Origin of the sequence: Halomicrococcus pelagicus (genome assembly GCF_051917725.1) — an archaeon.
Classification (GTDB): Archaea; Halobacteriota; Halobacteria; order Halobacteriales; family Haladaptataceae; genus Halomicrococcus.
The window spans coordinates 60,834-85,031 of the sequence record NZ_JBQBLX010000004.1; the positions used below are offsets into that span (position 1 = coordinate 60,834).

Sequence of the window (24,198 nt, forward strand, 5' to 3'; positions counted from 1 at the left end):
CGAACTCCCTCCCGCCGCCGACAAAACCGTGTCGCTCGCGACCCCGCCGAGGTCGAACGGTGACTCCGCGAGGAGATAGAGACCCACGCCTGAGGACCGGGCTAGTCGTTCGAAGCGAGGACCCCGGAGCGCTCCGCCACGTCCCCGTCGCCCCAGACGCCGCCCGTCAGGTCGATGGCGTCGTTGTACTTCGCGGCCAGCGACGAGACCGCGAGGTCGCCGGTCACGTTGTTCATGGTCGCAATGCGGCCGAGGATGGGGTCGACGCCCGCGACGAACCCCACTATCTCGAGCGGGAGTCCGGCCGCGTTGAGGATGACGGTGAGCATGACCAGTCCGGCGCCGGGGACGCCGGCCGTGCCGATGCTGACGAGCACCACGGTGGCGAGGACGGTCACCTGCTCGGTGATGCCCAGCGGCGCGCCGACGAGGTTCGCGGCGAACACCGCCGTCACGGCCTGCCGGATGGCGGCCCCGTCCATGTTGATGGTCGCGCCGAGCGGCAGCGAGAAGCCGTAGACGCTCTCGTCGATGCGGAGGTTGTCCCGGGCGTCGGCGATGGTGACGGGGAGCGTCCCGCTGGACGACCGGATGCTGAACGCCGTCACCATGGCGTCTTTCCCGCCGTCGAGGAAGGCGAGGGGCGACTGGCCGAGCAGCCCTGCGGTGATGACGCCGAGGTAGGTGACGGCGATGTGGACGCCGATGGCGACCGCGATGGTTCCGACCAGCGCCGCGAGCGAGATTATCGCGTCGACGCCGTGGGACCCCAGCGACGCCGCGACGAGCGCGAACACGCCGACGACGCCGTACTCCATGACGCCCCAGACGACGGCGAACAGCGCCTCCGTGGCGGCGTCGACCGCCCGGAAGATGGTCTCGACGCCCTCCCGGACGGCCTCGTCGTCGGCCGTGTCCCGGACGACGGCCAGTCCGAGCCCGAACACGACGACGAAGAAGATGGTCGCGAGGAGGTCGCCGCTCGCCATCGCCGAGATGGGGTTCTCCGGGACGATGCCGAGGACGACCTTCGCCAGCGACGGGGGCTCGGCGGATTCGGCTTTCCCGCCCGTGAACTCGACGCCGACGCCGGGGTTCAGGAGGTTCGCCACCGTGAGACCGATGACGCCGGCGACGGCGGTCGTCGCCATGTAGAGGCCGACGACGATGCCGCCGACCCGACCGAGTCGCGAGGGCGAGAGGCGTTCCATCCCCGCGAGCAGGGTGAAGACGACCAGCGGGATGACGAGCATCTCAAGCAGGCGGAGGAAGAGGTCGCCGAGCGGTTTCAGTTGCGTCGCCGGTTGCCCGACGACGAGACCGACGACCGCACCGAGCAGAAAGCCGACCGAGATGCGATAGACGATGGGTACGGAGCGGTACCCGCGCCACGCGCGTCGCAGTGAACTCATTGGTGCCGTCCCTTTTCACTGGAGGGTCCAACGACTGTCGAAGGCGGGTAGTTTGGCCGCTATCCCGGTCGCCGACGGAGCGGCGTCGGTTCGGGATTTCGCCGACGTCGGCGGGTCGACCGCCCGATTCCGACGACCGACGGCCGTCGGCGCTCGACCCGAACCGGACCGCGTTCCGAGAACTGCGAGGGAGGGCGCGTGAACGCCCCATCGACCGTCCGAGGCCGTGGGCGGCGGGGGTGGCGAACGACACAAGAACGACGAGTGCGTAGCCCGTTCCGTGACCGACGACACTACGCTCCGCGAGGAGTCGGCAGGAGACGCGTCCGAGGGAGACGACCCCGACCGCCCCGTCGAGGCCGCCGACGGCGAGGAACTCGACCGACTGGTCGCCGAGCACGACCTCGTGCTCGCGGAGTTCTACACGAAGGGGTGTGCGCTCTGTCAGGCCATCGAACCGGTGCTCGGGAACGTCGCCCGCGCCACAGACGTGACGGTCGTGACGGTGAATCCAGGCGACGACCTCGACCTCGTCGACCGGTTCGACGTGCGGAGCGTGCCGACCCTGCTGCTGTTCGAGGACGGCGACCTCGTCGACCGGATGGCGGAGGGGTTCCAGGGGACGGGGGCGGTCGTCGACTTCGTCGAGCGACGGGGCAACGCCGCGCCTTCGTAGCCGCGCCGGAACCGCCGTCGTCCCGCCGGGCGGGGTCCTCGCCCGTCCGAGGCGAGAGAATGGACAATACACTGACAGACAAAAAGCCTATAAATAACTGCGTCCGCGTGTTCTATACAGATGGTAGCCGAAATGATTCCCCTGTTCGGGCCGGTGCCGGGCGGGATGGAACTGGCAGTCATCCTGCTGATAGCCGTCCTGCTGTTCGGCGCGAACAAGATTCCGAAGCTGGCTCGTTCGACGGGCGAGGCGATGGGCGAGTTCAAGAAGGGTCGACAGGAAGTCGAGACCGAACTGGCGGAGATGCAGAACTCCGAGAGCGACGCCGCGAACGCGGACTCGAACCCCACCGTCGACGCCGAAACGTCGGACTCGGCCTGAGCCGACGCAGTTCCCACCCGACCGCGAACGACCGGACTTACTTTTTATCGCGACCGATTCCGAGTAGTCCTACGGCTCGTCCGGCCTGGGACAGTCGTAGGTGTCCCGGACGGTGTCGGCCAGCATCGACTCCTTCTGGAGGACGATGTAGACCACCACGCAGGGGACGTCCGCGGGTCGCAGGACGAACACCTCCTGCGGGCCGTCGGCACCCTCCGCGGCGCGTTCGAGCAGCGGTTCGAGCGGCCGCACGCCGGTCCGGAACTCCTCGAAGAGGTCGCGCTCGCCGCCCTGCTCGGCGAAGGCGTACAGCGCACCGTTGACGTCGCCGTCCGTACTCTGGGTCACGTCGGAGGCGACGCCCTCCGTGCGGGCCTCGCGGCACGCCTCCGTCGCCGCCTCGAAGAGGTTCGTCACGCCGTCCGCGAACGAGAAGAGGGTGGATTCGCGCACTGAGACCGTCGAGAGCTCCGGTTCGCCTTCGACCCACTCCAGCGTCGCGTCCAGCAGGTAGCCGGGCAGCAACGGCTCCTCCGCATCGTCGACCGCGACGTACGTCGGGTCGTGCGTGTCGACGTCCAGCAGCAGGCGCTCGCCGTCGGTGCGGGGACTGTCGAGGACCCGGAACGTGCCGCTCGTCGTCGGATTCACGTCCGAGGATTCGCGTCGGCGGGTGAAAGGCTTGCGGACTCCCGCGGTCGACCACAACGGAAAAGTCACTCACTCCCAAACTGTCAGGCATGTCTGACGACACGACAGGCGTCGACCGTGCTGGGAGCGGCGAGTCCGGACTGCGAACGCTCGTTCTGCTCGGACTCTCGTTCGTCGCGGGGTACCTCGTCGGCCGGGGACGAAGCGGGGCGGTCGACCTCGACGAGGACCTGAAAGCGCTCGCTCCCGAGGAGGAGCCCATGGAGATCGAGATCGAGGAGTCCGACGAGGAAGAGGACGAGGATTCCGAGGAGTAACTACCGAGATAGCCGGAGCGAAACCCGCCACTGCGTCCCGGGACGACGCGAAGTGCGGAGAGTGGTCAGTAGCCGGCGACGGTCCCGTCTTTCCGCGGTTCGGTCGCGCCCGAGAGGACGCCGTCTTCGTTCCTCGCTATCTGTGCGCCGCCGAACAGCGTCGGCGCGAGCACGCGCACGTCGTGGCCCATCCGCGTGAGTTTCGTCGTGAGGTTGCCGTCGGTGCGCCCCTCGACCGCCAGCGAGCCGTCCTCGCGGTAGCGCCACCGCGGCAGGTCGAGCGCGGCCTGCAGCGGCAGGTCGTAGTCGACGACGTTGCTGACGACCTGGACGTGACCCTGCGGCTGCATGTAGCCGCCCATGACGCCGAAGGCGGCCCAGTCGTCTCGCTCTTCGTCGGGTGCGAAGTCGACGACGCCGGGGATGAGGGTGTGGAACGGACGCTTGCCAGGTTCGAGGCTGTTGGGGTGGTCGGGGTCCAGCGAGAACGACGACCCGCGGTTCTGGAGCGCGATGCCGGTGTCGCCGGCGACGAGACCGGAGCCGAAGCCGGCGAACCGGGAGTTGATGAACGAGACGACGTTGCCCTCGTCGTCGGCGACGCAGAGCAGGACGGTGTCGGCGTCCTCCGCGTGGGAGTCGGGGACGCCGAAGCTCACGTCGCTGGCGGTCGCGTCGACGTCCGCCGACCGCTTCTCGGCCCACGACCGGGAGGCGAGCGGCGGTACCTCCTCGTACTCGGGGTCGGTGATGTAGCGGTGGCCGTCGTGGAACGCTCGCTTCGTGGCCTCCGCGAAGTAGTGGACGCGCTCGGGAGAGTCGAGCGGATGCTCGCCCGCTCCGACCTCCTGGGCGACGTTGAGCGCTTCGAGGGCGACGAGCCCCTGGTTGTTCGGCGGGAGTTCGTATATCTCCGCGCCGTTGTACCGGGTCGAGACCGGGTCGGGGAACTCCGGTTCGAAGGCGGCGAGGTCGGAGACGGTGAGGAAGCCGCCTTTCGACTGGACTTCCTCGGCTATCGCTTCGGCTATCTCGCCCTCGTACACCACGTCCGCGCCGCGCTCGGCTATCTTCCGCATGCTCTCGCCGAGGCGGGGGAGACGCACTCGTTCGCCGACGGCCGGCGCGCGACCGTCTTTCAGGTACGCTTCCCGGGCGTTGTCGTCGGTGAAGAGGTCCTCCGCTCCCTGCCAGTAGTGGGCGATGACCTCCGAGACGGGGTAGCCCTCGGTCGCGTATCGGATGGCCGGCTGGAGCACGTCGCCGAGTGACCGGCGGCCGTGGCGCTCGACGGTCGCCTCCCAGCCCCGCGCGGTCCCGGGGACGGTGACGGTGTGGGGTCCGAGAAACGGTATCCCGAGGTCGTCGCCGTCGTCCCCGTCGTCGACCGCGTAGCCCCGGTTCTCGGGATACCAGTCGGACACGTCGTCGCGGTCCCGGAGGGACGCGCGGACGTTCTCGACCGTCGCCTCGGCGGGTGCGCCGCCGCAGGACCGCATCGCGCCGACGTCTCCGTCGGCGGTCCGGTAGAGCGCGAAGGCGTCGCCGCCCAGCCCCGTGCTCGTCGGTTCGACGACGTTGAGCGCGGCGGCGGTGGCGACGGCGGCGTCGAAGGCGTTGCCGCCCTGCCGCAGAATCTCGACGCCGGCTTCGGCGGCGAGGGGCTGGCTGGTGGCGACGACGCCGTTGTCGGCGTAGACGGTCGAGCGACGCGACGTGAAGCGGTCGAGATCGGGTTCGGGCATACGTATTCCTACGCTGACATCCACCTAAAACACCCGCCGTATAGTTCCGGGTCGGACGTTATCGACCAGCACACCGTCGGGCCGAGCATGACGTTCTCCATCTGCGTCCGCGAAGAGACCGACGAGGGAACCGCGTTCGGCGTCGGCGTCGCCACCGCCGCCCGTGCAACCGGCGAGACTCGTCATGCCGGCCGCGCCGAGTAGCTTCATCGTCGTCCGCCTGTCGACCACTGGTCCGCTCAGGTCCGCGTCGGAGATGTTGTTACCGGAACCCATGTTACAACTGGACAGGGAGTGGAATCCACTTCGGTATGTAGCCGAATATAGACGGTCGGCCCCGAACGCGGCAAAAATTTCCACGATGCTTGCCCAGTGCGATGCCGATTTCCTAGCTTCTTCGTGAGTAAGCTTCAATTTCGTCCAATCCATATCCGGATGCGATGCGAGAAGTGACGCTTCGGGTGCGCCACCACGGCGAACCCGAGAGCGACGTCAGCGCCGACTACCCCGACCTGACTCTCGAATCGGTGTCGTCGATGACGGGGAGCGCCGCCGAACGCAAACGCATCATCGAGATGTCTGGTCCGGAACGGTCCATCGAGGGGTTCCTCGCGGACTTCTCCGCGACCGACGCGGTGCTCGACGCGTCGCCGCTGACCCCGCTCGACGTCTCCCGCGTGCTGGTCGCCATCACCTACGACAGCTACCGGTGGGACAGCATCTCACAGAGACTCACCGACATGGGCGTCCACTACCGGACGGGCACGTCGATAACCGCCGGCTGGGAGCGGTGGACGCTGTATCTCGACGACGGCGACGACCTGCACGAGATTATCGACTCGCTGGAGAGCGCCGGCAACGAGACCGACCTCGTCAGGGACGTCGAACTCGACGAGGTGAACGAGCGCGAGCAACTCGAACTGTCCCGGGTCGTCGACGAACTGACGCATCGACAGCAGGAGGTGCTCCGGACGGCCATCGACCTCGGTTACTACCGGCGCAAGGAGGACACGAGCATCGAGGACATCGCCGATGCCGTCGGTATCGCCTCCACCACGGCCTGGGAACACCTCGCGCGGGCCGAGGAGAAGGTGATGTCGGAGGTCGGCGGCCACCTCTTCAGTCCGTAGCGGGACCGCGGACCGACAGGACGACGCCGAGCGCCGACGCGACGGCGGCGAACCCCGCGAGCACGACGAACAGCGCCGCTGGCGAGGCGTACTGGAGGACGATGCCGGCGACGGCGGCGCCGAGCGCGCCGACGCCGAACACGCCGAGGTAGGTGAAGCCGTACGACAGGCCGCGAGCGCCCGGCGGCGTGTACGTCGCGACGGTCGCCTGGTAGAGCGGCTGGACGACGAACAGGCAGAACCCGAGCACGAAACTGGCGGCGAGCAGCGGGCCCAGACCGGCGTCCATCGCGGGGACGAACGCCAGCGCGACGACCACCAGCGCGCCGAACGCGACGGCGATGCCGCGAGCGTTCTCGACCCTGTCCGTCAGCTTGCCGCCGACGTACTGCCCCGCCATCCCGACCGTCAGCAGTCCGGCGTAGAGGTAGCGGGCGGGTTCCAGCGACTTGCCCGCCACCTCGACGGGCGCGAACAGCGCGAGCCCGGAGAGCAGGTCCGGGAGGAACGTCAGCACGCCGCGGTAGTACAGCCCGGACATCATGACGATGACGAAGACGGCGACGAACCAGCCCGAGAACAGGGTTCGCGAGTCGGCGAACAGTTCCGACATCGAGGAGACGCCGCCGTCGGCGCGGGCGTCGGCCTCGCCCTCGCTCACCGCCGCCGCCTCGTCCACGTTCACGCGGAGCGCGACCAGGGCGGCGACGAACGCCGGGAGCGCGAGCACGACGACGACGGTCTGCCAGTCGAACGCGAGCAACAGCAGCGTCGTCACCAGCGGGCCGACCGCGATGCCGAAGTTGCCGGCCATGCCGTGGTAGGCGAACGCGCTCCCCTGTTCGGTGACGCCCTTGCTCAGCAGCGCCAGCCCCGACGGGTGGTAGACGCTGGCCGCGACGCCCCAGAGGAGCAACGCGAGCGTGACTATCCACAGCGACGAGGCGACGCCGAGCAGCGCGAACGCGCCACCCATCCCGAGCAGACAGCCGGCGATGAGCCGCCGGGAGCCGTACGCGTCCGCGAGGACGCCGCCCGGAAGCGCGCCGATGCCGAACAGGGCGTACCCGGCCGAGATGACCACCCCGATGGCCGCGCGGGTCGTCCCGAACTCGGACAGCCAGACGGGAACGAGAATCGGAATCGAGAGTTCGAACGTGTGGACCATCGCGTGCGCGAGCATGACGAGGCCCACGATGGCACGGTCGTTGTCGTTCATCTCTACTTCGTTGTGTAGATTCGTGGGAGACGATGCCTTAAATCGCTACCCCAATGGGGCCGGGGTCGCCGCCGTCGCGTCGGCGTTCGTCGCGTCACGGCGACCGAACTCGCTCACTCGACGGGCCGCAGTTCGGCGCTGAAGTGACGGAGTTCGGCCATCTCGGGCTCGTCTATGACCTCCAGGCCCGACACCTCCCCGCGCCTCTCCGCGACGTCCGCGAAGGTCTCCGCGACGTGTTCGAGGTGGTCCCGGAAGTACGTTCGCCGGGGGAGACAGAGCCGCACGAGCTGCGGTCGGCTCTCGCCGGGGAACGCGAACTCGCCGAGTTCGACGCCGCGCACGCCGCCCTCGCGGTAGAGTTCGCAGACCAGCGCCTGGCCGGGGAACCGCTCGCGCGGAATCGACGGCAGGAACTCCTCGGCGTCGACGTACACCGCGTGTCCGCCGGTCGGCGTGCGGATGGGGACGCCGACCTCCTGGAGGAGTTCGCCGAGTTCCGCGACCTGCTCGACGCGCGACTCGACGTACGCCTCCTCGACCGCCTCGCGCAGTCCGACCGCCATCGCTTCGAGGTCGCGGCCGGCCATCCCGCCGTAGGTGGTGAACCCCTCGTAGAGGATTCCGCGCTGGCGGGTCCGCTCGTACAGTTCGTCGTCGTCCTCGCGCACGCCGACGAAGCCGCCGACGTTCGCGAGCCCGTCTTTCTTCCCGCTCATGACGACGGCGTCGGCGTACGAGAGCTGTTCGCGGGCGACGTCGGCGACGCTCTCGCCCTCGAACTCGGGTTCGCGCTGCCGTACGAAGTAGGCGTTCTCGGCGAACCGGCAGGCGTCGACGACGAGTCTGGCGTCGAGTTCGTCGGCCACGTCCCGCGCGGCCCGGACGTTCTCGACGCTCACGGGCTGGCCGGCCATCGAGTTGTTCGTGATCGTGACGACGACGGCGGGAATCCGCTCCGCGCCCACCTCGTCGGCGAGGTCCCGCACCGCCGCGACGTCGAGGTTCCCCTGGAACGGGTCGCCCGCCTCGCTCTCGACCGGGCAGTCGACCGGCTCTCCGCCGCTGTTGACGACGTGCGCTCGCGTCGTGTCGAAGTGGGTGTTGTTCGGCACGTAGTCGCCCTCCGAGATTATCGTGCCGTAGAGAACGTTCTCCGCGCCGCGACCCTGGTGGGCGGGGACGATGCGCTCGAACCCCATCACGTCCGCGACGGCGGACTCGAGGCGCCGGAAGCTCTCGCTCCCGGCGTACGCCTCGTCGCCGCGCATCAGCGCCGCCCACTGCTCGTCGCTCATCGTCCCCGTCCCGCTGTCGGTCAGCAGGTCGACGAACACCGCGTCGGCGTCGAGATTGAAGACGTTGTACCCCGCCTCCCGGAGATGCCGGTCGCGCGCTTCTCGGTCGGGAAGGCTGATCCGCTCGACCGCCTTCGCCTTGTACGCTCGCATATCTTCACGGTGGCGCGACGGCGGCTTAACGCTGCTGTGGCCGAAACGGCGGACGGACGGTCTCTTTCGGCTCTCGATGACCGACTCTGGTCACCGATGCCGCGTCGGTGGAGGGTGTCGCTCCGACGTTCGCGGCGGGCGATGGAAGTCGCGTTCGACGGTCCGGTCTCCGTTCGGTCGGGAGTCGTCGAGACGGGGTCGGTAGTGGGCGCTTACCGAGACGTCGCCGACGGGACCGTCTCGCACTCTTTTGTCCGTCGACACCGAACGCCCGTCGTGATTTCGGTCGCCTCGGCCCGGCGCGTCGGTGCCACGTTCAGGGAGATCGTCATCACGGTCCGGGACAATCGAATCTCCTTTCTGGCGGCCAGTTTCGCGTACTACGCGTTCGTCTCCATCCTCCCGATTCTCCTCCTGACGTTCGTCCTCGTTTCGACGCTTCGCGGCGAAGAACTCGCGCGGTTGGTCCTTCGACGGGTGACCACGCTCACCCCGACCGGAAGCGACATCATCCGGGACGCGCTCACGGGTTCCACCGGGCGACTCGAACTGTCCGTCATCAGCTTTCTCGCGCTGGTGTGGAGCGCGGTGAAGGTCTTCCGGAGCCTCGACTACGCGTTCTCCCGCATCTACGACGCTACGAACGACCCGTCGCTCGTCGAGCAACTGCGGGACGGTATCGTCGTGTTCGCCGCGATGACGGTCGCGGCGGTGCTGCTGGTGGTCGTCAGCATCCCGACGGAGTTTCTCTCGGCGTGGCTCCCGTTGGGTGGTCTTCTCGACCAGGTCGAACTGTTCGTCGGCCTCCTGCTGGCGTTCTTTCCCCTGTACTACCTCCTGCCGCCGGTCCGGGTATCGGTGCTGGAGGCGCTCCCCGGGACGGTCGTCGCCGCCGGCGGTTGGCTCGTACTCCAGGTCGTGTTCGGCGTCTACGCGGAGCACGCGACCCGGTACGCCACCTACGGCGCGCTCGGTGGGGTCCTCCTCTTCGTCGTCTGGCTCTACGTTGCCGGCCTCCTGTTGCTCGTCGGCGCCAGCGTCAACGCCGTCCTCTCGCGGTAGTCGGCCCGGAGGCTCGGCCCAAACAGCGGAAACGACGGTGTCGACCGGGCTACGTCCGTCGACGCCGAGGACGCCTCGTCGTCCGGTTCCCCCGGACGGGTCCGTCGTTCGAACGGTCCGCGTCGACCGGGCAAACGGTCAATGTCTCGTCCGTCGACGGTACATCCATGACGGAGCCGTTCACCTTCGAGGGGGGAACCGTCGAACGGGGCGAGACACGCCACGTTCGCTTTCCGACGAGCGAGAGCTACCTCGGCGACCCGGTCCGCATGCCGGTGACCGTCATCAACGGCGCCGACGATGGACCGACCGTCTTCCTCGCGGCCGCCCTGCACGGCGACGAACTCAACGGCATCGAGGTCGTCCGCGAGGTCGCCAACCAGTGGAACCACGCCGGAATCCGCGGGACCCTCGTCTGCCTGCCAGTGCTGAACGTCCCCGGTTTCGTCGCCCAGGAACGCTACCTGCCCGGGTACGACCGCGACCTCAACCGCGCCTTTCCCGGCGACCCCGAGGGAACCAACGACCGCCGCATCGCCTACCGAATCTACGAGAACTTCGTCGCGCCCTGCGACTTCGGCATCGACTTCCACACGTCGACGCGCGGCCGGACGAACGTCCTCCACGCCCGCGCGGACATGGACGACCCCGACGTCGCTCGACTCGCCAACGCCTTCGGGACGAACCTCGTCATCTCCTCGTCCGGTTCCTCCGGGATGCTCCGGCGGGAAGCGACCGAGGACGGCATCCCGACCGTCACCGTCGAGATGGGAGAGGCCCACCGCTTCGAGCGCGGCCTCATCGACGCCGCGCTCGACGGGGTCCGGAGCGTGTTCGCCGAGTTCGGGGTCGACAGGCAGGAACTCGTCCGCTGGCCCGGGTGGCGGACCGTCGTCGACCAGGCCGACACCACCTGGGTTCGCTCGGACGAGGGCGGCATCGTCGACATGCACCACGAACGCGGCGCGCTCGTCCGGGAGGAGGAGGTCGTCTGCACCGTCGGCGACCCGTTCGAGCGCGAGAGCGTCGAGGTGACCGCGCCGTTCACCGGCGTTCTCGCGGGCGTGCTGGAGAACCCCGTCGTGTATCCCGGCAATCCGCTCTGCCACCTGGTCGCCGTCGACGAGCAGGTCCAGCGCTGCATCGAGTCGTGAAGTCGGCGCACGGGTCCCGCGCCGGTCGACGGACGACGTTCGGGGTTTTGCGACGTGCTCGACGGCCTGGCCGTCAGAACGAAGCTATCGGTCGTCGGTACTGTCGCCATGGCCGATTCTCCGGAGCGAACGTTCGAACCGCGGCCGAGCGTCTGCCCGTTCTGCGGCGTCGGGTGCGGAATCGAGTACGCTCCGAAGTCGGGGAAGGCGACGGGGTGGAAGGCGCCGGTGAACGAGCGGGGGGAGATCTGTCCGAAGGGTGCCGCCGCGTTCGACGTCGTCGACCACGAAGACCGACTCACCGAACCGCTCGTCCGCGAGAACGGTCGGCTCGTCACCGCGTCGTGGGACGAGGCGTTCGCTCGAATCACCGACGCGTTCGGCGGAATCGTCGAGGAGGACGGTGCCGACGCGCTCGCGTTCTTCGCGTCGTCGAACTGCACGAACGAGGAGAACTACCTCCTCCAGAAGGTCGCTCGCGTGCTCGGGACCAACAACGTCGACAACTGCGCACGACTGTGTCACTCCTCGACCGTCGCGGCGATGCAGGACCGGTTCGGTGCCGGCGCGATGACGAACACCCTCGCCGACCTCGCCGACGCCGACGTGTTCCTCGTCACGGGTGCCAACCCCGCCGAGCAACATCCGATAATCTTCCGGTCGTACCTGCTACCCGCCATCCGGGACGGAACGGAACTCGTCCACGTCGACCCGCGGACGAACGACACCACCGGGACCGCGACGCTCCATCTCCCGGTTCGTCCGGGGTTCGACATCCCGCTGCTCAACGCGATGGCCAGGGTAATCGTCGACGAGGGACTGGTCGACGAGGCGTTCCTCGACGACCGGGTGACGGACTTCGAGACGTTCCGGGAGTTCCTCGAAAGCGTCGACGTCGGCGAGAACGCCGCCCTCGCGGGCGTCGACGAGGGCGACCTCCGAACGGCCGCCCGGCTGTACGGCGAGGCCGACCGCGCGGCCGTCTTCACTGGGATGGGGATGAGCCAGCACCACTGCGGCACCGACAACGTCCACGCGCTGTTGAACCTCGCGCTCCTGACGGGGAACGTCGGCGAGCGCGGCACCGGCGTGAATCCGCTTCGCGGACAGAACAACGTGCAGGGTGCCGGCGACGTCGGCGCGCTCCCCGACGTGTTACCGGGGTACCGGTCGGTGCTCGACGCCGACGCGCGGCGTCGCGTCGCCGAGGAGTGGGGAACCGAACCGCCGTCGACGCCCGGGCTGACCGAGGTCGAACTGACCCACCGATTCGACGAGACGGTCCGCGGGGCGTACGTCTTCGGCGAGAACCCGGTCGTCACGGAGCCGAACGCGAATCGCGTCGCCGACGCCTTCCATGCGGTCGAGTTCCTCGTCGTCCACGACCTCTTTCGCACGGAGACCGCGGAGTACGCCGACGTCGTCCTCCCCGGAAGCTCGTGGGCCGAGAAGGCGGGGACGGTGACGAACACCGACCGCCAGGTGATGCGAATGCGACCCAACGCCGACCTGCCGGGCGACGCCCGTCGCGACCTCGCCGTCGTCAGCGAACTGGGCGCGAGACTCACCGACGCCGCGTTCGACTACGAGGGCCCGGCGGCGGTCTTCGAGGAACTCACGCGGGTGTCGCCCATCTACGCCGGGATGAGCTACGACGCCATCGGCACGGATAGCCTCCGATGGCCCTACCCCGAGGGGGCGTCGTCGGGCGTCGACGTCCTCCACGCGGACGAGTTCGAGTCCGGCGACGACACCGCGGCGCTGGTTCCGGTCGAGCACGTCGACCCGGTCGACCCCGTGGCCGACGACGAACTCGTCCTCACGACCGGCAGGGTGCTCCAGCATTTCAACAGCGGTGCCGTCACCCGCCGTTCGGGGACGCTGATGCGCATGCGCGGCGAGGACGTCCTCCAGATACACCCGGACGACGCGGCCGAGCGCGACGTCGACGACGGCGAGGTGGTCCGCGTCGAGAACGACCGCGGCGACGTGACCGTCCGGGCCGAGGTCACCCCCGCCGTCCGCCGGGGCACGGTGTTCGCGACGTTCCACTACGCCGACCCCCTGGTGAACGTCCTGACGCCGGACGAACTCGACCCCGTCGCGAACATTCCCGAGTACAAGCACGCCGCCGTCCGGGTCACGGTGACCGCTGACGCGTGACGGACTACGCCAGCCGCGAAGACGGTCGTCAGCCGTACAGCGAGTAGAGGACGAACCCCATGCCGACGGCGACCAGCACGGTCTGGGCCGCTCCGAACGCCGCGGGCGAGACGCCCAGCGTCTGGATGAGCGAACAGCCCATCGTCCCGCCCGCGGTGAGGAAGACGAACCCGACCGCCACGAACAGCATCGGCTCGCTGTGGTTGCGCCGGTAGCCCCGAAAGCCCTGGTAGGCGATGAGGAGTCCGAGCGCCATCACGAACAGTTTTCCCGCGAGCAGTTCCATCCGCATCTCAATCACCTCGCATGTCTTCCCAGACCTGGGTGAACTGGTCGGCGACGTCGCGCGCGCTGACCTCCACTTCGAGGTCGCCGTCGACGATGTCTATCTCGACGCGCTCGACGGTGGCCTCGTACACCGCGCGGTGATTCCCGTCGGGGTCCGGACGAGTCCGTTTCTCGACCATGTCGGACGCTTCGAGGTCGTTCAACCGGCGGTAGATGGTCGGGAGCGACGCGTCACATTCGGTGCTGAGAGTCTGGGCTGACATCGGTCGTTCGCTCGTTTTCGTGAGGATGTCGCGCGCGTACTCGTCGTCCAGCAACGCGAAGAGTTCCGCTGGACTCGGCTCCCCACTCACGTACTGATTACCGAACCTCGGCTTTTAAAACGTGCCGAACTACTTCCGACCCTGAAAACGAGCGAGTGCGCTTTCAGTCAGGGGGCGTTCGGTCCGAGACGAGCACTCATCATGTTCGACAGCGAGACGAGCAGTCGACGCGCGTTCCTCGGGGTCGCAGCCGGGTCGGTCGCCGGGCTGGCGGGCTGTACGAGCGCCCTCCAGGGCTCCGACGGGGGAGCCACGACGAGCGAGTCCGGGACGACCGGCGGACCTGGGACGAGCGCGGCGTCGACCGCGACGGGTACGAAAACTTCCTCCGGGACGGATTCTGCCACGTCGAGCACGCGAGGCAGCAGCGACTCGCGGGACCCGGAGACGCTGGTCTACGCCTCGGACGAGACGACGAGCTACGGCGTCGACCTCGCGGGCAATCCCGTGATGGGGTCGCCCGACGCGCCCGTCGACCTCTACTACTGGAGCGACTACCAGTGTCCGTTCTGCAAGAAGTTCGAACAGGACACGTTCCCCAAACTCCTCGAAAAACAGATCCGACCGGGGAACGTACGGCTCGTCATCCTCGAATATCCCAACATCGGGAAGACGTCCGAGACGGCGGCTCGAATGTCGAAGTGCGTCTGGCGGCAGGTCCGCGAGGACGCCCCGATGGCGTTCAAGCGGTGGCACGCGACGATGTTCGACGCGCAGAAGAAACCGAACTCCGGGTGGGCGAAGACGCAGAACCTCCTCGACATCACCGCGAGCGTGAATGGCGTGGACGCCAGCGCGGTCGAGTCCTGCCTGAAGAACGACGCGCAGGCGGTGAAGGCGAGCGTCGACGAGGACGAGCGAGCGGGCGACTCCAAGGGCGTCCAGGCGACGCCGACGTTCATCTTCGACGACCCGACGTCGAACGACCTGGCCCCCATGATAGAGGGCGCACAGCCGTACCCCCGCTTCGAGGCGGTACTCCAGAGGGCGAAATCATGACCGGACAGGCACGAGTTCGCCGCTGGGGGAGCGACCTGGTGGACGCGCTCACGTACCCGACGACCTCCGTCCCGCGCATCGTCGGGGGCGTCGTCGTCGCGGTCCTGACGTACGTCCTCCTCATCCTCTCGACGTTCCCCGGGATGTCGATGCAGATGCTCGGTGCCGGCCTCAAGTGGTTCGACGACACGCTCGTCCTGCTGACGGAGAACGTGCTGGCGACGAACGGCTGGTTCGGGCTCGCACTCATCCTGTCGTACGCGGTGCTGACCGGCGTCGCCGTCGTCAACGCCGCGGCGCAGGTGAGCCTGACCGGCGTGTCCGGTCTCTCGGACCTGACGGGCGTCCTGCCGGGGCTCGTCGCTTCGGGCTGTGCGAGCTGTGGCGCTGGACTGCTCGGATTTCTCGGGTTCGCTGGCGCGCTGGCCGCGATGCCGTTCCACGGCGACCTGCTCCGCGTCGGCGGCATCCTCCTCCTGGTCGGGTTCCTCGCCCGCGCCGGCGACCCGCGAACGTGCCGCATCGACGCGTAACGTCCCTGCTGACGCCCCTCCCCCGTTTAAACGCCCCCGGCGACTTCCGACCCTGAAAACGAGCGAGACGAATATACGTCCCGAGTGTCTCCTCCGACACGACGATTGCCATGTACGACAGCGACGAATCGAGCAGTCGACGCGCGTTGCTCGGGACGGCGGCGGGGTCGCTCGCCGCGCTGGCCGGATGCACGAGCACGCTCCCGTCGATGGGCGGGAGTTCGAATGACGGGGGCGACACGCCCAGCGGTTCCGACTCGAACGACGGAGCCTCGTCCGGGACGTCGCTGCTGTACGCCAGCGACGAGACGACGAAGTTCGACGTCGACCTCGAAGGCAACCCCCTGATGGGGTCGGCTGACGCGCCGCTCGACGTCTACTACTGGACCGACTACCAGTGCCCGTTCTGCAAGAAGTTCGAACAGAACACCCTCCCGAAACTCGTCGACGATTACATCGAGCCAGGGAAGCTCCGGATGGTCGTGATGGAGAACCCCTACATCGGTCAGGCGTCCGAGACGGCGGCTCGAATGTCGAAGTGCGTCTGGCGGACGGTACGGGACGAGAACCCCGACGCGTTCGAGCAGTGGCACGCGAAGATATTCGACGAGCAGGGCAAGGAGAACTCCGGGTGGGCGAAAGAGAAGAACCTGCTCGAGATAACGCGTGGCGTCTCCGGCGTCGACGCCGGGGCGGTCGAATCCTGCATGAACGAGGAGACGAAGGCGGTGAAAGCGAGCGTCGACGCCGACGTTCAGGCGGCCAAGAGCAACGACATCCGGGGGACGCCCGCCTTCATCTTCTTCGACCGGGAGTCGGAGAAGGCCGGCAAAATCGTCGGTGCACAGCCGTACTCGCTGTTCGAGAAGGCCATCCGGAAGGTCGACAACGCGTGAGGACGAGAGGCCGAGACGAGGCGGTTTCGAGACCGCTGCCCACGGGACGACGCGTCGGTACGCTACTTCGAGAGAACGCTCGGTAGATCGGCCAGCGACGAGAGGACGTACGTCGGTTCCGGGTCGCTCGACGCCCGCGTCCGATTCCCGTAGGGAACCCAGGCGGAGTCGATGCCGAGGTCGTTCGCGCTCGTGACGTCCTTCGCGAGCGAGTCACCGACCTTCAGCGTTCGGCTCGGTTTCGAGTCGAGTCGTTTCAACGCGCGCTCGAGCGGGTCTACGGCCGGCTTGACGCGAGCGACGTCGCTCCCGAACACTACGGCGTCGAATCGGTCCTCGATACCGACGGCCTCGAGTTTGGTCGCGTGCGTGCGCTCCGGGCCGTTCGTCACGAGGGCGGAATCGTAGTCCTCCGCTGCCGCGAGCGCCGTGTCCGCTCCGGGTCGGAGCGACACGGCACCGTTGTCGAGCGCGTCGTCGTACGCGTTCGCGAACTCCGTCGAATCGATAGCGACGCCAGCCGCCGCCGCGGCGGTCTCGAACACCCGCCGGTCGAAGGTCTCGGCGTCGACGCCCGTGGACTGTCTCCCGACCAGCCTCGTCGCGAGGTCGAGGGCCTCCGGTCCGCAGAACGGCTCGATTCCGCCGGCGATGCAAGCGGCCTCGAACACGTCCGCGAACGATTGGTCGTGCTCGACGAGCGTTCGGTCGAGGTCGAAGATGAGCGTCTCGTACGACCGCTCCCCGCTCTCGACCTGCGCCGGTTCGTCGCTCGCGGTGATCATCGCGTCCCCTCCTCGTCGCGCCACTCGTCTTCGAGCAGCCCGTACCGTTCCCTCCCGCGATACTCGCCGCCCGCGAAGCGACACTCCCTGGCCGTTCCTTCGTGGACGAAGCCCAGTCGGTCGAGCAGTCGCCGAGAGGGTTCGTTCTCGGTGAACGCTTCGGCCTCGATGCGGTGGAGTCCGAGACGCTCGAACGCGTGGTCGACGACCAGCGAGACGGCCTCCGTCGCGTACCCTTCGCCGCGGTACTCGTCGAAGAGCCAGTAACTGAGCGTTCCGGCGACGCGGTCGACGTCGAAGAGGTTGACCGCTCCCGCTATCTCGACGTTCTCCTCACCGTCTCCGTCCGGCCGTCGTCCGTCTCCAGGAGCGTCGTCCCCGTCGAGACAGACGAGAAGGTTGGTACTCGAATCGTCGGTCGTCGTGGAGGCGACGAACTCCTCGACGCGACTCTCCGGCCACGGAGCGTCGAATCCGAGCGTGCGGCGGAACTCGGGGTCGTTTCTCACGTGGCCGAGGACCGTCCGGTCGGGGTCGTCCTGTTCGACGACTCTGAGGTCGACGCGCTCTCCTTCGAGGAACACGTGTCCTGGCATAGTATTTCGTACGACACGTTCGGGCGGAAATCGCCATAACGATTCGGAGAAATTTCGTTCCCCATCGGGACAATCAGAACGCCTTACTCGGGAGAACCGGAAGTGGTCGTATGACTCGTCGGGATTCCGGCAGAAACGACCCGGACGCTGATACGATATCGGAGGTCGGCCACGAGTCGTTCGGTACCCTCGCGAACGGCACCCGACTCGAAATCCTGGACGCCCTCGCCACGGCCGACTCCCCGCTCTCGTACGCGGACCTGTTCGAACGGTCGTCCGCCGACGACCGCGGACGCTTCAACTATCACCTTCGACAGCTCCGCGACGGCCACGTCCGGAAGACAGACCAGGGGTACGACCTTACCCAGAGCGGCGTGTGGGCGACCAACATCCTCACCGCCAGCGTGCTCCAGCAGGGAGGCGAACGACCGTTCCGCGAAATCGATTCTACCTGCGGGAACTGTGCGTCGTCGCCCGTCGAAATCGGCTACCGCGATGGCGAGGGAATCGTCCGCTGTCGGGAGTGTGACCGCCAGCTCACCCGATTCGATTTCCCGCCCGGTGCCGTGCGGAATCTCTCGCTCGAGGACTTCGTCGAAGCGTTCGCACAGCGGACGCGCCGGTACGTCGGCCTCGCGGACGCCGGCGTCTGTCCGTTCTGTTCTCACCGGATGACGTCGGTGCTGCGTCCCGGGCCGGCGACTCGTTCGGACAGCCTCCCGGTCGCGTTCGACTGCTCGGGGTGTTCCGCGGAGCTACGTGCTCCGCTCGGACTCGTGCTGTCGAACCGCCCGCGCATCTCGGCGACGCTCTTCGAACGCGGAATCGACCTCGAGGAGACCCCCTTCTGGGAACACGAATGGTGTACGTTCTCGGCCCCGACGGTCTCCCGGACCGACCCGCTCCTCGTCGCCCTCGAAATGTCAGCCGACGACGAAGACTGGACGGTGTTGGTGGACGAGAACGTAGACGTCCGCGAACTCAACTGCTGAACTCGGCTTCTCCGGACCGGACGGCCCGGCTCCGAACCGCTGACCTCACTCCCCGAGGAAAGAATATCGCGGTATGTGGTTTACGAGGCCGGGCGGCTCGTATCGGGCCTCGTCCGACCGTCGAACGTCGCGTCGATGTCACCGGACGTCGCGGTGCGAACCGGTCCGACGTCGACGCGGAGGACGGAGTCGGTTTCGGGGGGAGGTCACGGGTACGTTCTCCAGTCTCTCCGGACTGACGCCGGGCCCCTCAACCGCCGTCCACGAACTCGGCGATTCTACCCCCGTCGTCGCCTTTCACCTTGAACGTCGCCGTCTCGCCGACGCGCGCCCGGTCGAACTGCGGCCGTTCGGTCTCGTAGAGGCGCTTCCCGGGGCTGTCGTGAGCGACGACGAATCGGTACACCAGCGCGTCGAACGTCTTCAGCAGGCGCTTGGCCGTCCGCCGTCCCACCGTCCGTCCAGACAGCCCCGACCGGTTCGTCGAGACGCCCTCGCGGGTCACGGTCAGCAACCGTTTTTCCGTCGGCTTCCGGTCGTCGGGGTTCCGTCTCCCCAGGAGGTGCTTCTCCACGATCCGGCCGGAGCGGACTATCTCGCTCGGCGCGAGCAGCTTCGGCCGGTCGACGAGTCCGATCTGGAACCCGATGCCGTCTCCGGCCATCACCTGGTTGAACGTGCTTCGAGTGGCGCGATAGGACATCGTCTCCCCGGAGTCCACGCCGTCGACGTAGTTCGCGTTCCGGTGACGCACCGTCACGCGACAACCGACGTCGTCGTGGCGCTCTCGTATCTCGCCGGCGAGTTTCTCCGTGATCGTCGCGTTGCCGGCCATCGGCTCGCGGGGGAACCGCTCGCTGAGCAGCCGCGTCCGGGGGTCGATTCCCGACCTCGTCACGGCCAGCAACGTCCCGTCCTCCGCTACGATTCGCTTGCGGGCGACGGTGCCCCGGAGCGGCGGCAGCGGGTGGCCGACGCAACCGGCGGTCGAGCCGACGACGCCGGCCGCGAGCGCACCCAGCAGGGACCTGCGTCGCATCTCAACGACTGGCGACGAAGAGGTACGTTTCGGGGCGTTCGGTCGCGTACTCGACCGTCAGTCCGGCGTCGGTGACCCGTTCGCGCGCACCGTCCAGGTCGTATCGCTCCTCGACCGGCGGGCCGCTCTCACCCGCTCCCGTGGCCGTCCAGTCGGCGACGACGAACCGCCCGCCGCCGTCGAGGATGCGAGCCACCTCCTCGAGCGCCGCCGCTCCTGCGAACTCGTGGAACGTCATCGTCGAGAAGGCAGCGTCGAGTTCGCCGTCGTCGAACGGGAGGTCCGCCACGTCGGCCGTCACGAGGGAGACGTTGTCCGGGACTCCCTTCTCGCGGTACTGGTCGTGCATCGCCTCCTGGACGTCGACCGCGTGAAGGCGTCCGACGAACGGGGCGACGTCGTCGGTGTAGAACCCCGTTCCGCTGCCCAGGTCCGCGACGACGTCGTCGTCTGCCGGGTCGAGATTTCCGACGAGTTCCTCGCGGGAGACGTACCGGTAGCGCGACTCGTCCTCCAGCTTCTCTGCTCGGTCCGGGTCGAATGTGTGAAAGCCCATCGGTCGCCTATTGGTACGCCGTGGTCTTAAAAGCGCGAGGCCAGCGCCGCCGGTAGTCGCGTCCCCCGTCCGGGGGAGGGCCGTCCTCGTCGTGCACTCGTCGGCCAGTGGTCGGCCTGGATCCCGAACGGAAACTCCACGGTCGGCGTTCCGCTCACCGAGTGGGTGTGACTCCGGCGCGTCGGCTCGGGGGGACCGCGTCGACGTGGCCGAGGCAAGTACCGTCTCGTCGCGCCGGCCGGGTATCGACGCGACAAGGTTCGGCTCCCGCGTCCGTCATCGGAGTGGAACCCGACTACCCTCCGTGCTGTTCGATCAGGTTCTTCAGGGTCGACTCGTCCTGGACCCCGACCAGCCGCTCCACCGGCTCTCCGTCCGCGTAGAGGAACAGCGTCGGCACGCCCTGGACGCCGTTCTGCTGGGCGATCCCCTGGTGCTGGTCTATGTCGACCTTCGCGACCGCCGCGTCGGTTTCTGCCGCGACGCTCTCGACGACCGGCTCCAGCATCTTGCATGGACCGCACCAGTCTGCGTAGAAGTCGACGAGCACTACGTTCGAGCTTTCGACGAGTTCGTCGAGGTGAGAGCTCCCCTCGACAGGGACTGGCTCGTTCGGGGATTCGCCCCCACTCTGCTGGTCTTCGCTCAGTATCTCTTCCCGTTTCTTCTGCCGAATGTCTTCCAGTTCGTCGCTCATTCAGTTCGACGTTGTCGCCCGACCGCCTTAACGGTTTTGCACAAGCGGCACAATACGAATGGTCTCTCCACCGGTACGGGTACTGTCGACGTAGCACTCCCGTTTTCCTCCGAGACTGGTGTACTCCCCAGAGGCGCAGCGCCGCTCGACGGTACAGTCGCTCGGTACGATGAGCAAACCGACTCGGTCATTCTTCTGGCGGATATCGATAGGGAGATTCCCATTCACTTACTTGGAAAGTCATCTGCAAAGGTGTCCGAATATATTGGCGGAAATATGTACAGACATCTCTCTGTATATATGGTCAAATATAAACATAAACATCCGGCGGGGTATCTAACTGGATAACCGCAAGACGAAGGTGGACTCGTGCTATCGGCGGCCGTATCCCCAGTCCTTCATGACCTGCTCGACGTCGTCGACGTTCTGGAGGCCCGCTCGAACGAGCGCTTCGCGGACGTCGAGAGCCATGACCTTGTCGCCGTCGAACTGCTGTCCGAGCTGGCGCTCGATCTCCTCGATCTCGGCTGCCGTGTCGTCCTGGACGTAGACGGGGACTGCTTCGCGGTCGGCTTTCACCGTCCGTCGGGCGAAGATAAACGGGAGCGCATCGTCCTCCTGCTCCTCCTCGTCCTCCGTGGTCGACGCGACGGCTCCAGAGGAGAAGTCGTCGAGTTCGTCGCCGTAGTCGTCGTCGGTCGCGCCGTAGCGGTCGTCTTTGGTCATGCTTCCACCTCCTGTACGTCGACGGTCCCCTGTTCGACGATCTGGGCGAGATGCTCGAAGTTAGCGAGGAGGTCGTGTTCGTACTCGCGGAGATCCCTCGTCTCGTCGCTCTCGGCGAACTCGAAGACGTTCATCTGGCGCTTCCAGGCTTCCTTCAGCACGTCTCGCTTGCGAACGCCGAATGGCGTCACCGGTTTCCCCGCCGTTTCGAGTTCTTCGCGCGTTTCGCGGTAGATGTTCGAGTCACCGACCTCGTTGGGCACCACCGCGAGGATACCGAGGGTGAAGTCGTCGTCGAACTTCCGGAATCCGCGTTCCATGCTGTCCAGGGTGTCTTCGAGACCCTCGATGGAGATGCTACCCTTCCGCGTGAGTTCGATGGGGATGAGGACGTTCCGCGCCGCGACGAGGGCGTTGTCGACGAGCACGTTCAGCGTCGCCGGCGGGTCGATGACGAAGTAGTCGTACTCGCCAGCGACGTCTTTCAGTGCGGACCGCAACTGGAACTCTCGCAACGAGGTGTTGCGCGCGGCCATCTCGCTCTCGATGTTCGCCAGCCCCTCGTGGGAGGGAACGAGGTCGAAGTCGCCGGTTTCGACGATGAGCGACGCCACGTCCTCGTCCTCTTCGAGCAACACGTCGCCGAGATGTTTCCGGTCGCCGGTTTTCAGCTCCTGCTTGCCTACGTGGTCGGTCAGGCTCCCGAGCTGGGGGTCCAGGTCGATGACGAGCACTCGCTCGTCGCGACGACCCAGTGCGGCGGCGACGTTGGTCGCCATGGTCGTCTTGCCCACGCCGCCGGACTCGCTCCAGAGTGTAATGGCCCGTTTCATACGGTCGGTCGTTATACCCTTCTCCCTCATAAATTCTCGTCAGACAACCGGCTCAAACTATTCAGATAGCTATCTAGTTAGATATCTATACAGATACCTGTCTGGATAGCTGTCCAAATACCTGATGGACGCTGTCCGTTTGACCCGATGGCAACGGACCGGCGTCATCTCTTGCGAACAGAAATCCATCTAGATAGCTGTCTGGATATCCGTCTCCGGCCGGAAACGAGCACCGACGTTACGGCGGGCCAGACAGCATCCTGGGTAGCTACCTGGATAGCTATTCGGAAATGCGGCGACCGGCACGCTCTCGAACGTCGAGTCAGGTCGGTGGCGAGGTTCTCTCGTCGCGACGACGGCCGGTCGCTGCGGTGGACGCGTGGTGGCCTCCTCCTTCCTCGAAGGATCCGGCGACTGCGACCAGATAGCTATCTGGATAGCTTGCCAGATAACTACCTAGACGGCGGACTTCGGACTGCGGTCGGGTAACGACGAGAGTACTGTCGAGATAGCTTTCCGGGAAGATAGACAGGTATCCGGTAGATGGCGGTACGTTACAGCGAGACGTCGGTGCCCCGTCCGGTCGTCTGCGCCCGCTCGAAGACGTGCTCGCTCGCGGCGGCGTCGAGCACCGCCGACCCGACGCTCTCGACGACCAGAATCTCGTCGTTCGACTCCCGGCCGGCGTGTTCCTCGAACACCGCCGAGAGGGGGACGAGATCCGCCTCGGCGACCCCGACCTCCCGGAGATCGCCCACGTCGGCCGCTTCCTCGGGGACGTCGGCGAAGACGCGCGCGGCGCGCTCGACGGTCGTCGCGTCGAGTTCGCGCATCTCGGGCGTGTACGCGCCGATGGCGACGACGAGCGTCCCGTCGTCCACGTCCTCGCCGTCGAGAACCGGCGTCGTGCTCGTCGTCGCCGTGACGACGACGGTCGCACCCGCGACTGCCTCTCTCGGCGTCTCGACCGCCTCTACGGGGGCGCGGAGTTCGTCGTCGAGGTCCTCGGCGCAGGCTCGCTTCGAATCGCTCGGCGAGTAGACGCGGACGGCGGCGAGGTCGGTCGCCGCCGCGATGCAGCGCGCCTGCCAGCGGGCCTGCGTCCCAGCGCCGATGACCCCGAGCGTGACCGGCGTGTTCGCGAGCTCTGCGGCCGCGAGACCGCCGATGCAGCCCGTTCTGGCGTTCGTTATCCGGTTCCCCGCCAGGAACGCGGCAGGTTGGCCGGTCTCGGCGTCCGTGAGGACGACCTGGGCGTTGACGGTCGGCAGGCCGCGGGTCGCGTTCCCCTCGTGGACGCCGACGAGTTTCGTCGCGTAGTGGTCCGCGCCGTGGACGTACGCCGGCATCGCGAGGCCGGTGCCGAGCGGTTCGTCGCCCGCGATGCCCGCGCCGACGGGGAAGTGCGGGCGGTCGGGCCGCTCGACTTCGCCTCGGCCCTGGCTGACGAACGCCGACCTGACGACCGGGAGGAGTTCGTCGACGTCGAGACACGCCGCCACGTCGGCATCCGAGAGTATCCTGACCATGCCTCGCGTTCGTCCGGTGGGTTTGTGAGCGTTACGTGGCCCCGG

26 protein-coding genes are annotated in these 24,198 nt (G+C 67.3%); 11 read left to right on the forward strand and 15 right to left on the reverse strand.

Annotation, left to right across the window (positions count from 1 at the left end; translation table 11 throughout):
* Positions 1 to 101: 101 nt before the first annotated feature.
* Positions 102 to 1,412, reverse strand: coding sequence for a dicarboxylate/amino acid:cation symporter (locus ACTF4R_RS11975; protein WP_440008087.1), 1,311 nt, complete (start codon positions 1,410 to 1,412; stop codon positions 102 to 104).
* A 280-nt stretch (positions 1,413 to 1,692) separates the two neighbouring features.
* Here ACTF4R_RS11975 and ACTF4R_RS11980 point away from each other — a divergent pair, with 280 nt between their 5' ends.
* Both ACTF4R_RS11980 and ACTF4R_RS11985 read left to right on the forward strand, forming a co-directional pair.
* Positions 1,693 to 2,088, forward strand: coding sequence for a thioredoxin family protein (locus ACTF4R_RS11980; RefSeq protein WP_440008088.1), 396 nt, complete (start codon positions 1,693 to 1,695; stop codon positions 2,086 to 2,088).
* Between the two features lie 120 nt (positions 2,089 to 2,208).
* On the forward strand, positions 2,209 to 2,469 hold the full coding sequence (locus ACTF4R_RS11985) for a Sec-independent protein translocase subunit TatA/TatB (protein ID WP_113276641.1): 261 nt from the start codon (positions 2,209 to 2,211) through the stop codon (positions 2,467 to 2,469).
* 69 nt (positions 2,470 to 2,538) lie between these two features.
* On the opposite strand, the gene ACTF4R_RS11990 is transcribed toward ACTF4R_RS11985, so the two are convergent.
* Complete coding sequence (locus tag ACTF4R_RS11990) at positions 2,539 to 3,120, reverse strand: DUF6663 family protein (protein ID WP_440008089.1); 582 nt, start codon at positions 3,118 to 3,120, stop codon at positions 2,539 to 2,541.
* Positions 3,121 to 3,209: 89 nt separating this feature from the next.
* On the opposite strand from ACTF4R_RS11990, the gene ACTF4R_RS11995 reads away from it, so the two are divergent.
* Positions 3,210 to 3,437, forward strand: coding sequence for a hypothetical protein (locus ACTF4R_RS11995; protein ID WP_433631514.1), 228 nt, complete (start codon positions 3,210 to 3,212; stop codon positions 3,435 to 3,437).
* 65 nt (positions 3,438 to 3,502) lie between these two features.
* Here ACTF4R_RS11995 and ACTF4R_RS12000 read toward each other — a convergent pair whose 3' ends face one another.
* Positions 3,503 to 5,182, reverse strand: coding sequence for a gamma-glutamyltransferase family protein (locus tag ACTF4R_RS12000; protein ID WP_440008091.1), 1,680 nt, complete (start codon positions 5,180 to 5,182; stop codon positions 3,503 to 3,505).
* A 440-nt stretch (positions 5,183 to 5,622) separates the two neighbouring features.
* Here ACTF4R_RS12000 and ACTF4R_RS12005 point away from each other — a divergent pair, with 440 nt between their 5' ends.
* A complete protein-coding gene (locus ACTF4R_RS12005; protein WP_440008093.1) occupies positions 5,623 to 6,312 on the forward strand; it encodes a helix-turn-helix domain-containing protein in 690 nt (229 codons plus the stop codon).
* Here ACTF4R_RS12005 and ACTF4R_RS12010 read toward each other — a convergent pair.
* Both ACTF4R_RS12010 and ACTF4R_RS12015 read right to left on the reverse strand, forming a co-directional pair.
* On the reverse strand, positions 6,302 to 7,531 hold the full coding sequence (locus ACTF4R_RS12010; protein ID WP_440008095.1) for an MFS transporter: 1,230 nt from the start codon (positions 7,529 to 7,531) through the stop codon (positions 6,302 to 6,304). The genes ACTF4R_RS12005 and ACTF4R_RS12010 overlap by 11 nt on opposite strands.
* Before the next feature lie 113 nt (positions 7,532 to 7,644).
* Positions 7,645 to 8,982, reverse strand: coding sequence for a tryptophanase (locus tag ACTF4R_RS12015; protein WP_440008097.1), 1,338 nt, complete (start codon positions 8,980 to 8,982; stop codon positions 7,645 to 7,647).
* 276 nt (positions 8,983 to 9,258) lie between these two features.
* Between ACTF4R_RS12015 and ACTF4R_RS12020 the strand changes: the two genes are divergently transcribed.
* The 3 genes from ACTF4R_RS12020 (at position 9,259) to fdhF (ending at position 13,361) form a co-directional block, all read left to right on the forward strand.
* Positions 9,259 to 10,044 carry a YihY/virulence factor BrkB family protein gene (locus ACTF4R_RS12020; protein WP_440008099.1) on the forward strand — a complete coding sequence of 262 codons (786 nt, stop codon included), beginning with the start codon at positions 9,259 to 9,261 and terminating at the stop codon, positions 10,042 to 10,044.
* A gap of 167 nt (positions 10,045 to 10,211) precedes the next feature.
* The gene (locus ACTF4R_RS12025; RefSeq protein WP_440008100.1) at positions 10,212 to 11,198 is read left to right on the forward strand and encodes a succinylglutamate desuccinylase/aspartoacylase family protein; all 987 of its coding nucleotides are present in this window, start codon (positions 10,212 to 10,214) and stop codon (positions 11,196 to 11,198) included.
* 108 nt (positions 11,199 to 11,306) lie between these two features.
* Positions 11,307 to 13,361, forward strand: coding sequence for a formate dehydrogenase subunit alpha (gene fdhF, locus ACTF4R_RS12030; protein WP_440008101.1), 2,055 nt, complete (start codon positions 11,307 to 11,309; stop codon positions 13,359 to 13,361).
* 28 nt (positions 13,362 to 13,389) lie between these two features.
* On the opposite strand, the gene ACTF4R_RS12035 is transcribed toward fdhF, so the two are convergent.
* Complete coding sequence (locus tag ACTF4R_RS12035) at positions 13,390 to 13,653, reverse strand: DUF7521 family protein (protein ID WP_440008102.1); 264 nt, start codon at positions 13,651 to 13,653, stop codon at positions 13,390 to 13,392.
* Between the two features lies 1 nt (position 13,654).
* Positions 13,655 to 14,002: a helix-turn-helix domain-containing protein gene (locus ACTF4R_RS12040; RefSeq protein ID WP_433631471.1), complete on the reverse strand. Its 348-nt coding sequence runs from the start codon at positions 14,000 to 14,002 to the stop codon at positions 13,655 to 13,657.
* A gap of 111 nt (positions 14,003 to 14,113) precedes the next feature.
* On the opposite strand from ACTF4R_RS12040, the gene ACTF4R_RS12045 reads away from it, so the two are divergent.
* From ACTF4R_RS12045 to ACTF4R_RS12055, 3 genes are all read left to right on the forward strand, one after another.
* Entirely contained in the window at positions 14,114 to 14,971 is an 858-nt protein-coding gene (locus ACTF4R_RS12045; RefSeq protein WP_440008103.1) for a DsbA family protein, read from the forward strand.
* Positions 14,968 to 15,504, forward strand: a complete 537-nt coding sequence (locus ACTF4R_RS12050; protein ID WP_433631466.1) for a hypothetical protein — start codon at positions 14,968 to 14,970, stop codon at positions 15,502 to 15,504. The genes ACTF4R_RS12045 and ACTF4R_RS12050 overlap by 4 nt, the downstream gene beginning before the upstream one ends.
* Before the next feature lie 110 nt (positions 15,505 to 15,614).
* Positions 15,615 to 16,400, forward strand: a complete 786-nt coding sequence (locus tag ACTF4R_RS12055; protein WP_440008105.1) for a DsbA family protein — start codon at positions 15,615 to 15,617, stop codon at positions 16,398 to 16,400.
* Between the two features lie 62 nt (positions 16,401 to 16,462).
* On the opposite strand, the gene ACTF4R_RS12060 is transcribed toward ACTF4R_RS12055, so the two are convergent.
* Together ACTF4R_RS12060 and ACTF4R_RS12065 are read right to left on the reverse strand one after the other, a co-directional pair.
* A complete protein-coding gene (locus ACTF4R_RS12060; protein WP_440008106.1) occupies positions 16,463 to 17,185 on the reverse strand; it encodes an HAD family hydrolase in 723 nt (240 codons plus the stop codon).
* The gene (locus ACTF4R_RS12065; protein ID WP_440008107.1) at positions 17,182 to 17,781 is read right to left on the reverse strand and encodes a GNAT family N-acetyltransferase; all 600 of its coding nucleotides are present in this window, start codon (positions 17,779 to 17,781) and stop codon (positions 17,182 to 17,184) included. Before ACTF4R_RS12065 ends, ACTF4R_RS12060 begins: the two co-directional genes overlap by 4 nt.
* Before the next feature lie 110 nt (positions 17,782 to 17,891).
* Here ACTF4R_RS12065 and ACTF4R_RS12070 point away from each other — a divergent pair, with 110 nt between their 5' ends.
* The gene (locus ACTF4R_RS12070; protein WP_440008109.1) at positions 17,892 to 18,773 is read left to right on the forward strand and encodes a DUF7351 domain-containing protein; all 882 of its coding nucleotides are present in this window, start codon (positions 17,892 to 17,894) and stop codon (positions 18,771 to 18,773) included.
* Positions 18,774 to 19,023: 250 nt separating this feature from the next.
* Here the strand turns inward: ACTF4R_RS12070 and ACTF4R_RS12075 are convergent, their stop codons facing one another.
* From ACTF4R_RS12075 to ACTF4R_RS12100, 6 genes are all read right to left on the reverse strand, one after another.
* On the reverse strand, positions 19,024 to 19,812 hold the full coding sequence (locus ACTF4R_RS12075) for a hypothetical protein (RefSeq protein ID WP_440008110.1): 789 nt from the start codon (positions 19,810 to 19,812) through the stop codon (positions 19,024 to 19,026).
* Between the two features lies 1 nt (position 19,813).
* Positions 19,814 to 20,368, reverse strand: coding sequence for a class I SAM-dependent methyltransferase (locus ACTF4R_RS12080; protein WP_440008112.1), 555 nt, complete (start codon positions 20,366 to 20,368; stop codon positions 19,814 to 19,816).
* 295 nt (positions 20,369 to 20,663) lie between these two features.
* Positions 20,664 to 21,065 carry a thioredoxin gene (gene trxA, locus ACTF4R_RS12085; protein WP_440008114.1) on the reverse strand — a complete coding sequence of 134 codons (402 nt, stop codon included), beginning with the start codon at positions 21,063 to 21,065 and terminating at the stop codon, positions 20,664 to 20,666.
* Between the two features lie 372 nt (positions 21,066 to 21,437).
* On the reverse strand, positions 21,438 to 21,791 hold the full coding sequence (locus ACTF4R_RS12090; protein WP_440008115.1) for a DUF7970 domain-containing protein: 354 nt from the start codon (positions 21,789 to 21,791) through the stop codon (positions 21,438 to 21,440).
* Positions 21,788 to 22,624 carry a ParA family protein gene (locus ACTF4R_RS12095; RefSeq protein WP_440008116.1) on the reverse strand — a complete coding sequence of 279 codons (837 nt, stop codon included), beginning with the start codon at positions 22,622 to 22,624 and terminating at the stop codon, positions 21,788 to 21,790. Before ACTF4R_RS12095 ends, ACTF4R_RS12090 begins: the two co-directional genes overlap by 4 nt.
* Before the next feature lie 554 nt (positions 22,625 to 23,178).
* Positions 23,179 to 24,153 (reverse strand): ornithine cyclodeaminase family protein, encoded by a 975-nt coding sequence (locus ACTF4R_RS12100; RefSeq protein WP_440008117.1) that lies wholly within the window; start codon positions 24,151 to 24,153, stop codon positions 23,179 to 23,181.
* Between the last annotated feature and the right edge of the window lie 45 nt (positions 24,154 to 24,198).

Bases quoted from the DNA above. Each gene is read 5' to 3' on its own strand.
- ACTF4R_RS12000 (WP_440008091.1), bottom strand. From the start codon at position 5,182: ATGCCCGAACCCGATCTCGACCGCTTCACGTCGCGTCGCTCGACCGTC.
- ACTF4R_RS12065 (WP_440008107.1), bottom strand. From the start codon at position 17,781: ATGCCAGGACACGTGTTCCTCGAAGGAGAGCGCGTCGACCTCAGAGTC.
- ACTF4R_RS12015 (WP_440008097.1), bottom strand. From the start codon at position 8,982: ATGCGAGCGTACAAGGCGAAGGCGGTCGAGCGGATCAGCCTTCCCGAC.
- ACTF4R_RS11975 (WP_440008087.1), bottom strand. From the start codon at position 1,412: ATGAGTTCACTGCGACGCGCGTGGCGCGGGTACCGCTCCGTACCCATC.
- fdhF (WP_440008101.1), top strand. From the start codon at position 11,307: ATGGCCGATTCTCCGGAGCGAACGTTCGAACCGCGGCCGAGCGTCTGC.
- ACTF4R_RS12010 (WP_440008095.1), bottom strand. From the start codon at position 7,531: ATGAACGACAACGACCGTGCCATCGTGGGCCTCGTCATGCTCGCGCAC.
- ACTF4R_RS12075 (WP_440008110.1), bottom strand. From the start codon at position 19,812: ATGCGACGCAGGTCCCTGCTGGGTGCGCTCGCGGCCGGCGTCGTCGGC.
- ACTF4R_RS12055 (WP_440008105.1), top strand. From the start codon at position 15,615: ATGTACGACAGCGACGAATCGAGCAGTCGACGCGCGTTGCTCGGGACG.
- ACTF4R_RS12080 (WP_440008112.1), bottom strand. From the start codon at position 20,368: ATGGGCTTTCACACATTCGACCCGGACCGAGCAGAGAAGCTGGAGGAC.
- trxA (WP_440008114.1), bottom strand. From the start codon at position 21,065: ATGAGCGACGAACTGGAAGACATTCGGCAGAAGAAACGGGAAGAGATA.
- ACTF4R_RS12045 (WP_440008103.1), top strand. From the start codon at position 14,114: ATGTTCGACAGCGAGACGAGCAGTCGACGCGCGTTCCTCGGGGTCGCA.
- ACTF4R_RS12060 (WP_440008106.1), bottom strand. From the start codon at position 17,185: ATGATCACCGCGAGCGACGAACCGGCGCAGGTCGAGAGCGGGGAGCGG.
- ACTF4R_RS11985 (WP_113276641.1), top strand. From the start codon at position 2,209: ATGGTAGCCGAAATGATTCCCCTGTTCGGGCCGGTGCCGGGCGGGATG.
- ACTF4R_RS12050 (WP_433631466.1), top strand. From the start codon at position 14,968: ATGACCGGACAGGCACGAGTTCGCCGCTGGGGGAGCGACCTGGTGGAC.
- ACTF4R_RS12070 (WP_440008109.1), top strand. From the start codon at position 17,892: ATGACTCGTCGGGATTCCGGCAGAAACGACCCGGACGCTGATACGATA.
- ACTF4R_RS12095 (WP_440008116.1), bottom strand. From the start codon at position 22,624: ATGAAACGGGCCATTACACTCTGGAGCGAGTCCGGCGGCGTGGGCAAG.
- ACTF4R_RS12100 (WP_440008117.1), bottom strand. From the start codon at position 24,153: ATGGTCAGGATACTCTCGGATGCCGACGTGGCGGCGTGTCTCGACGTC.
- ACTF4R_RS11995 (WP_433631514.1), top strand. From the start codon at position 3,210: ATGTCTGACGACACGACAGGCGTCGACCGTGCTGGGAGCGGCGAGTCC.
- ACTF4R_RS12025 (WP_440008100.1), top strand. From the start codon at position 10,212: ATGACGGAGCCGTTCACCTTCGAGGGGGGAACCGTCGAACGGGGCGAG.
- ACTF4R_RS12005 (WP_440008093.1), top strand. From the start codon at position 5,623: ATGCGAGAAGTGACGCTTCGGGTGCGCCACCACGGCGAACCCGAGAGC.
- ACTF4R_RS12035 (WP_440008102.1), bottom strand. From the start codon at position 13,653: ATGCGGATGGAACTGCTCGCGGGAAAACTGTTCGTGATGGCGCTCGGA.
- ACTF4R_RS12090 (WP_440008115.1), bottom strand. From the start codon at position 21,791: ATGACCAAAGACGACCGCTACGGCGCGACCGACGACGACTACGGCGAC.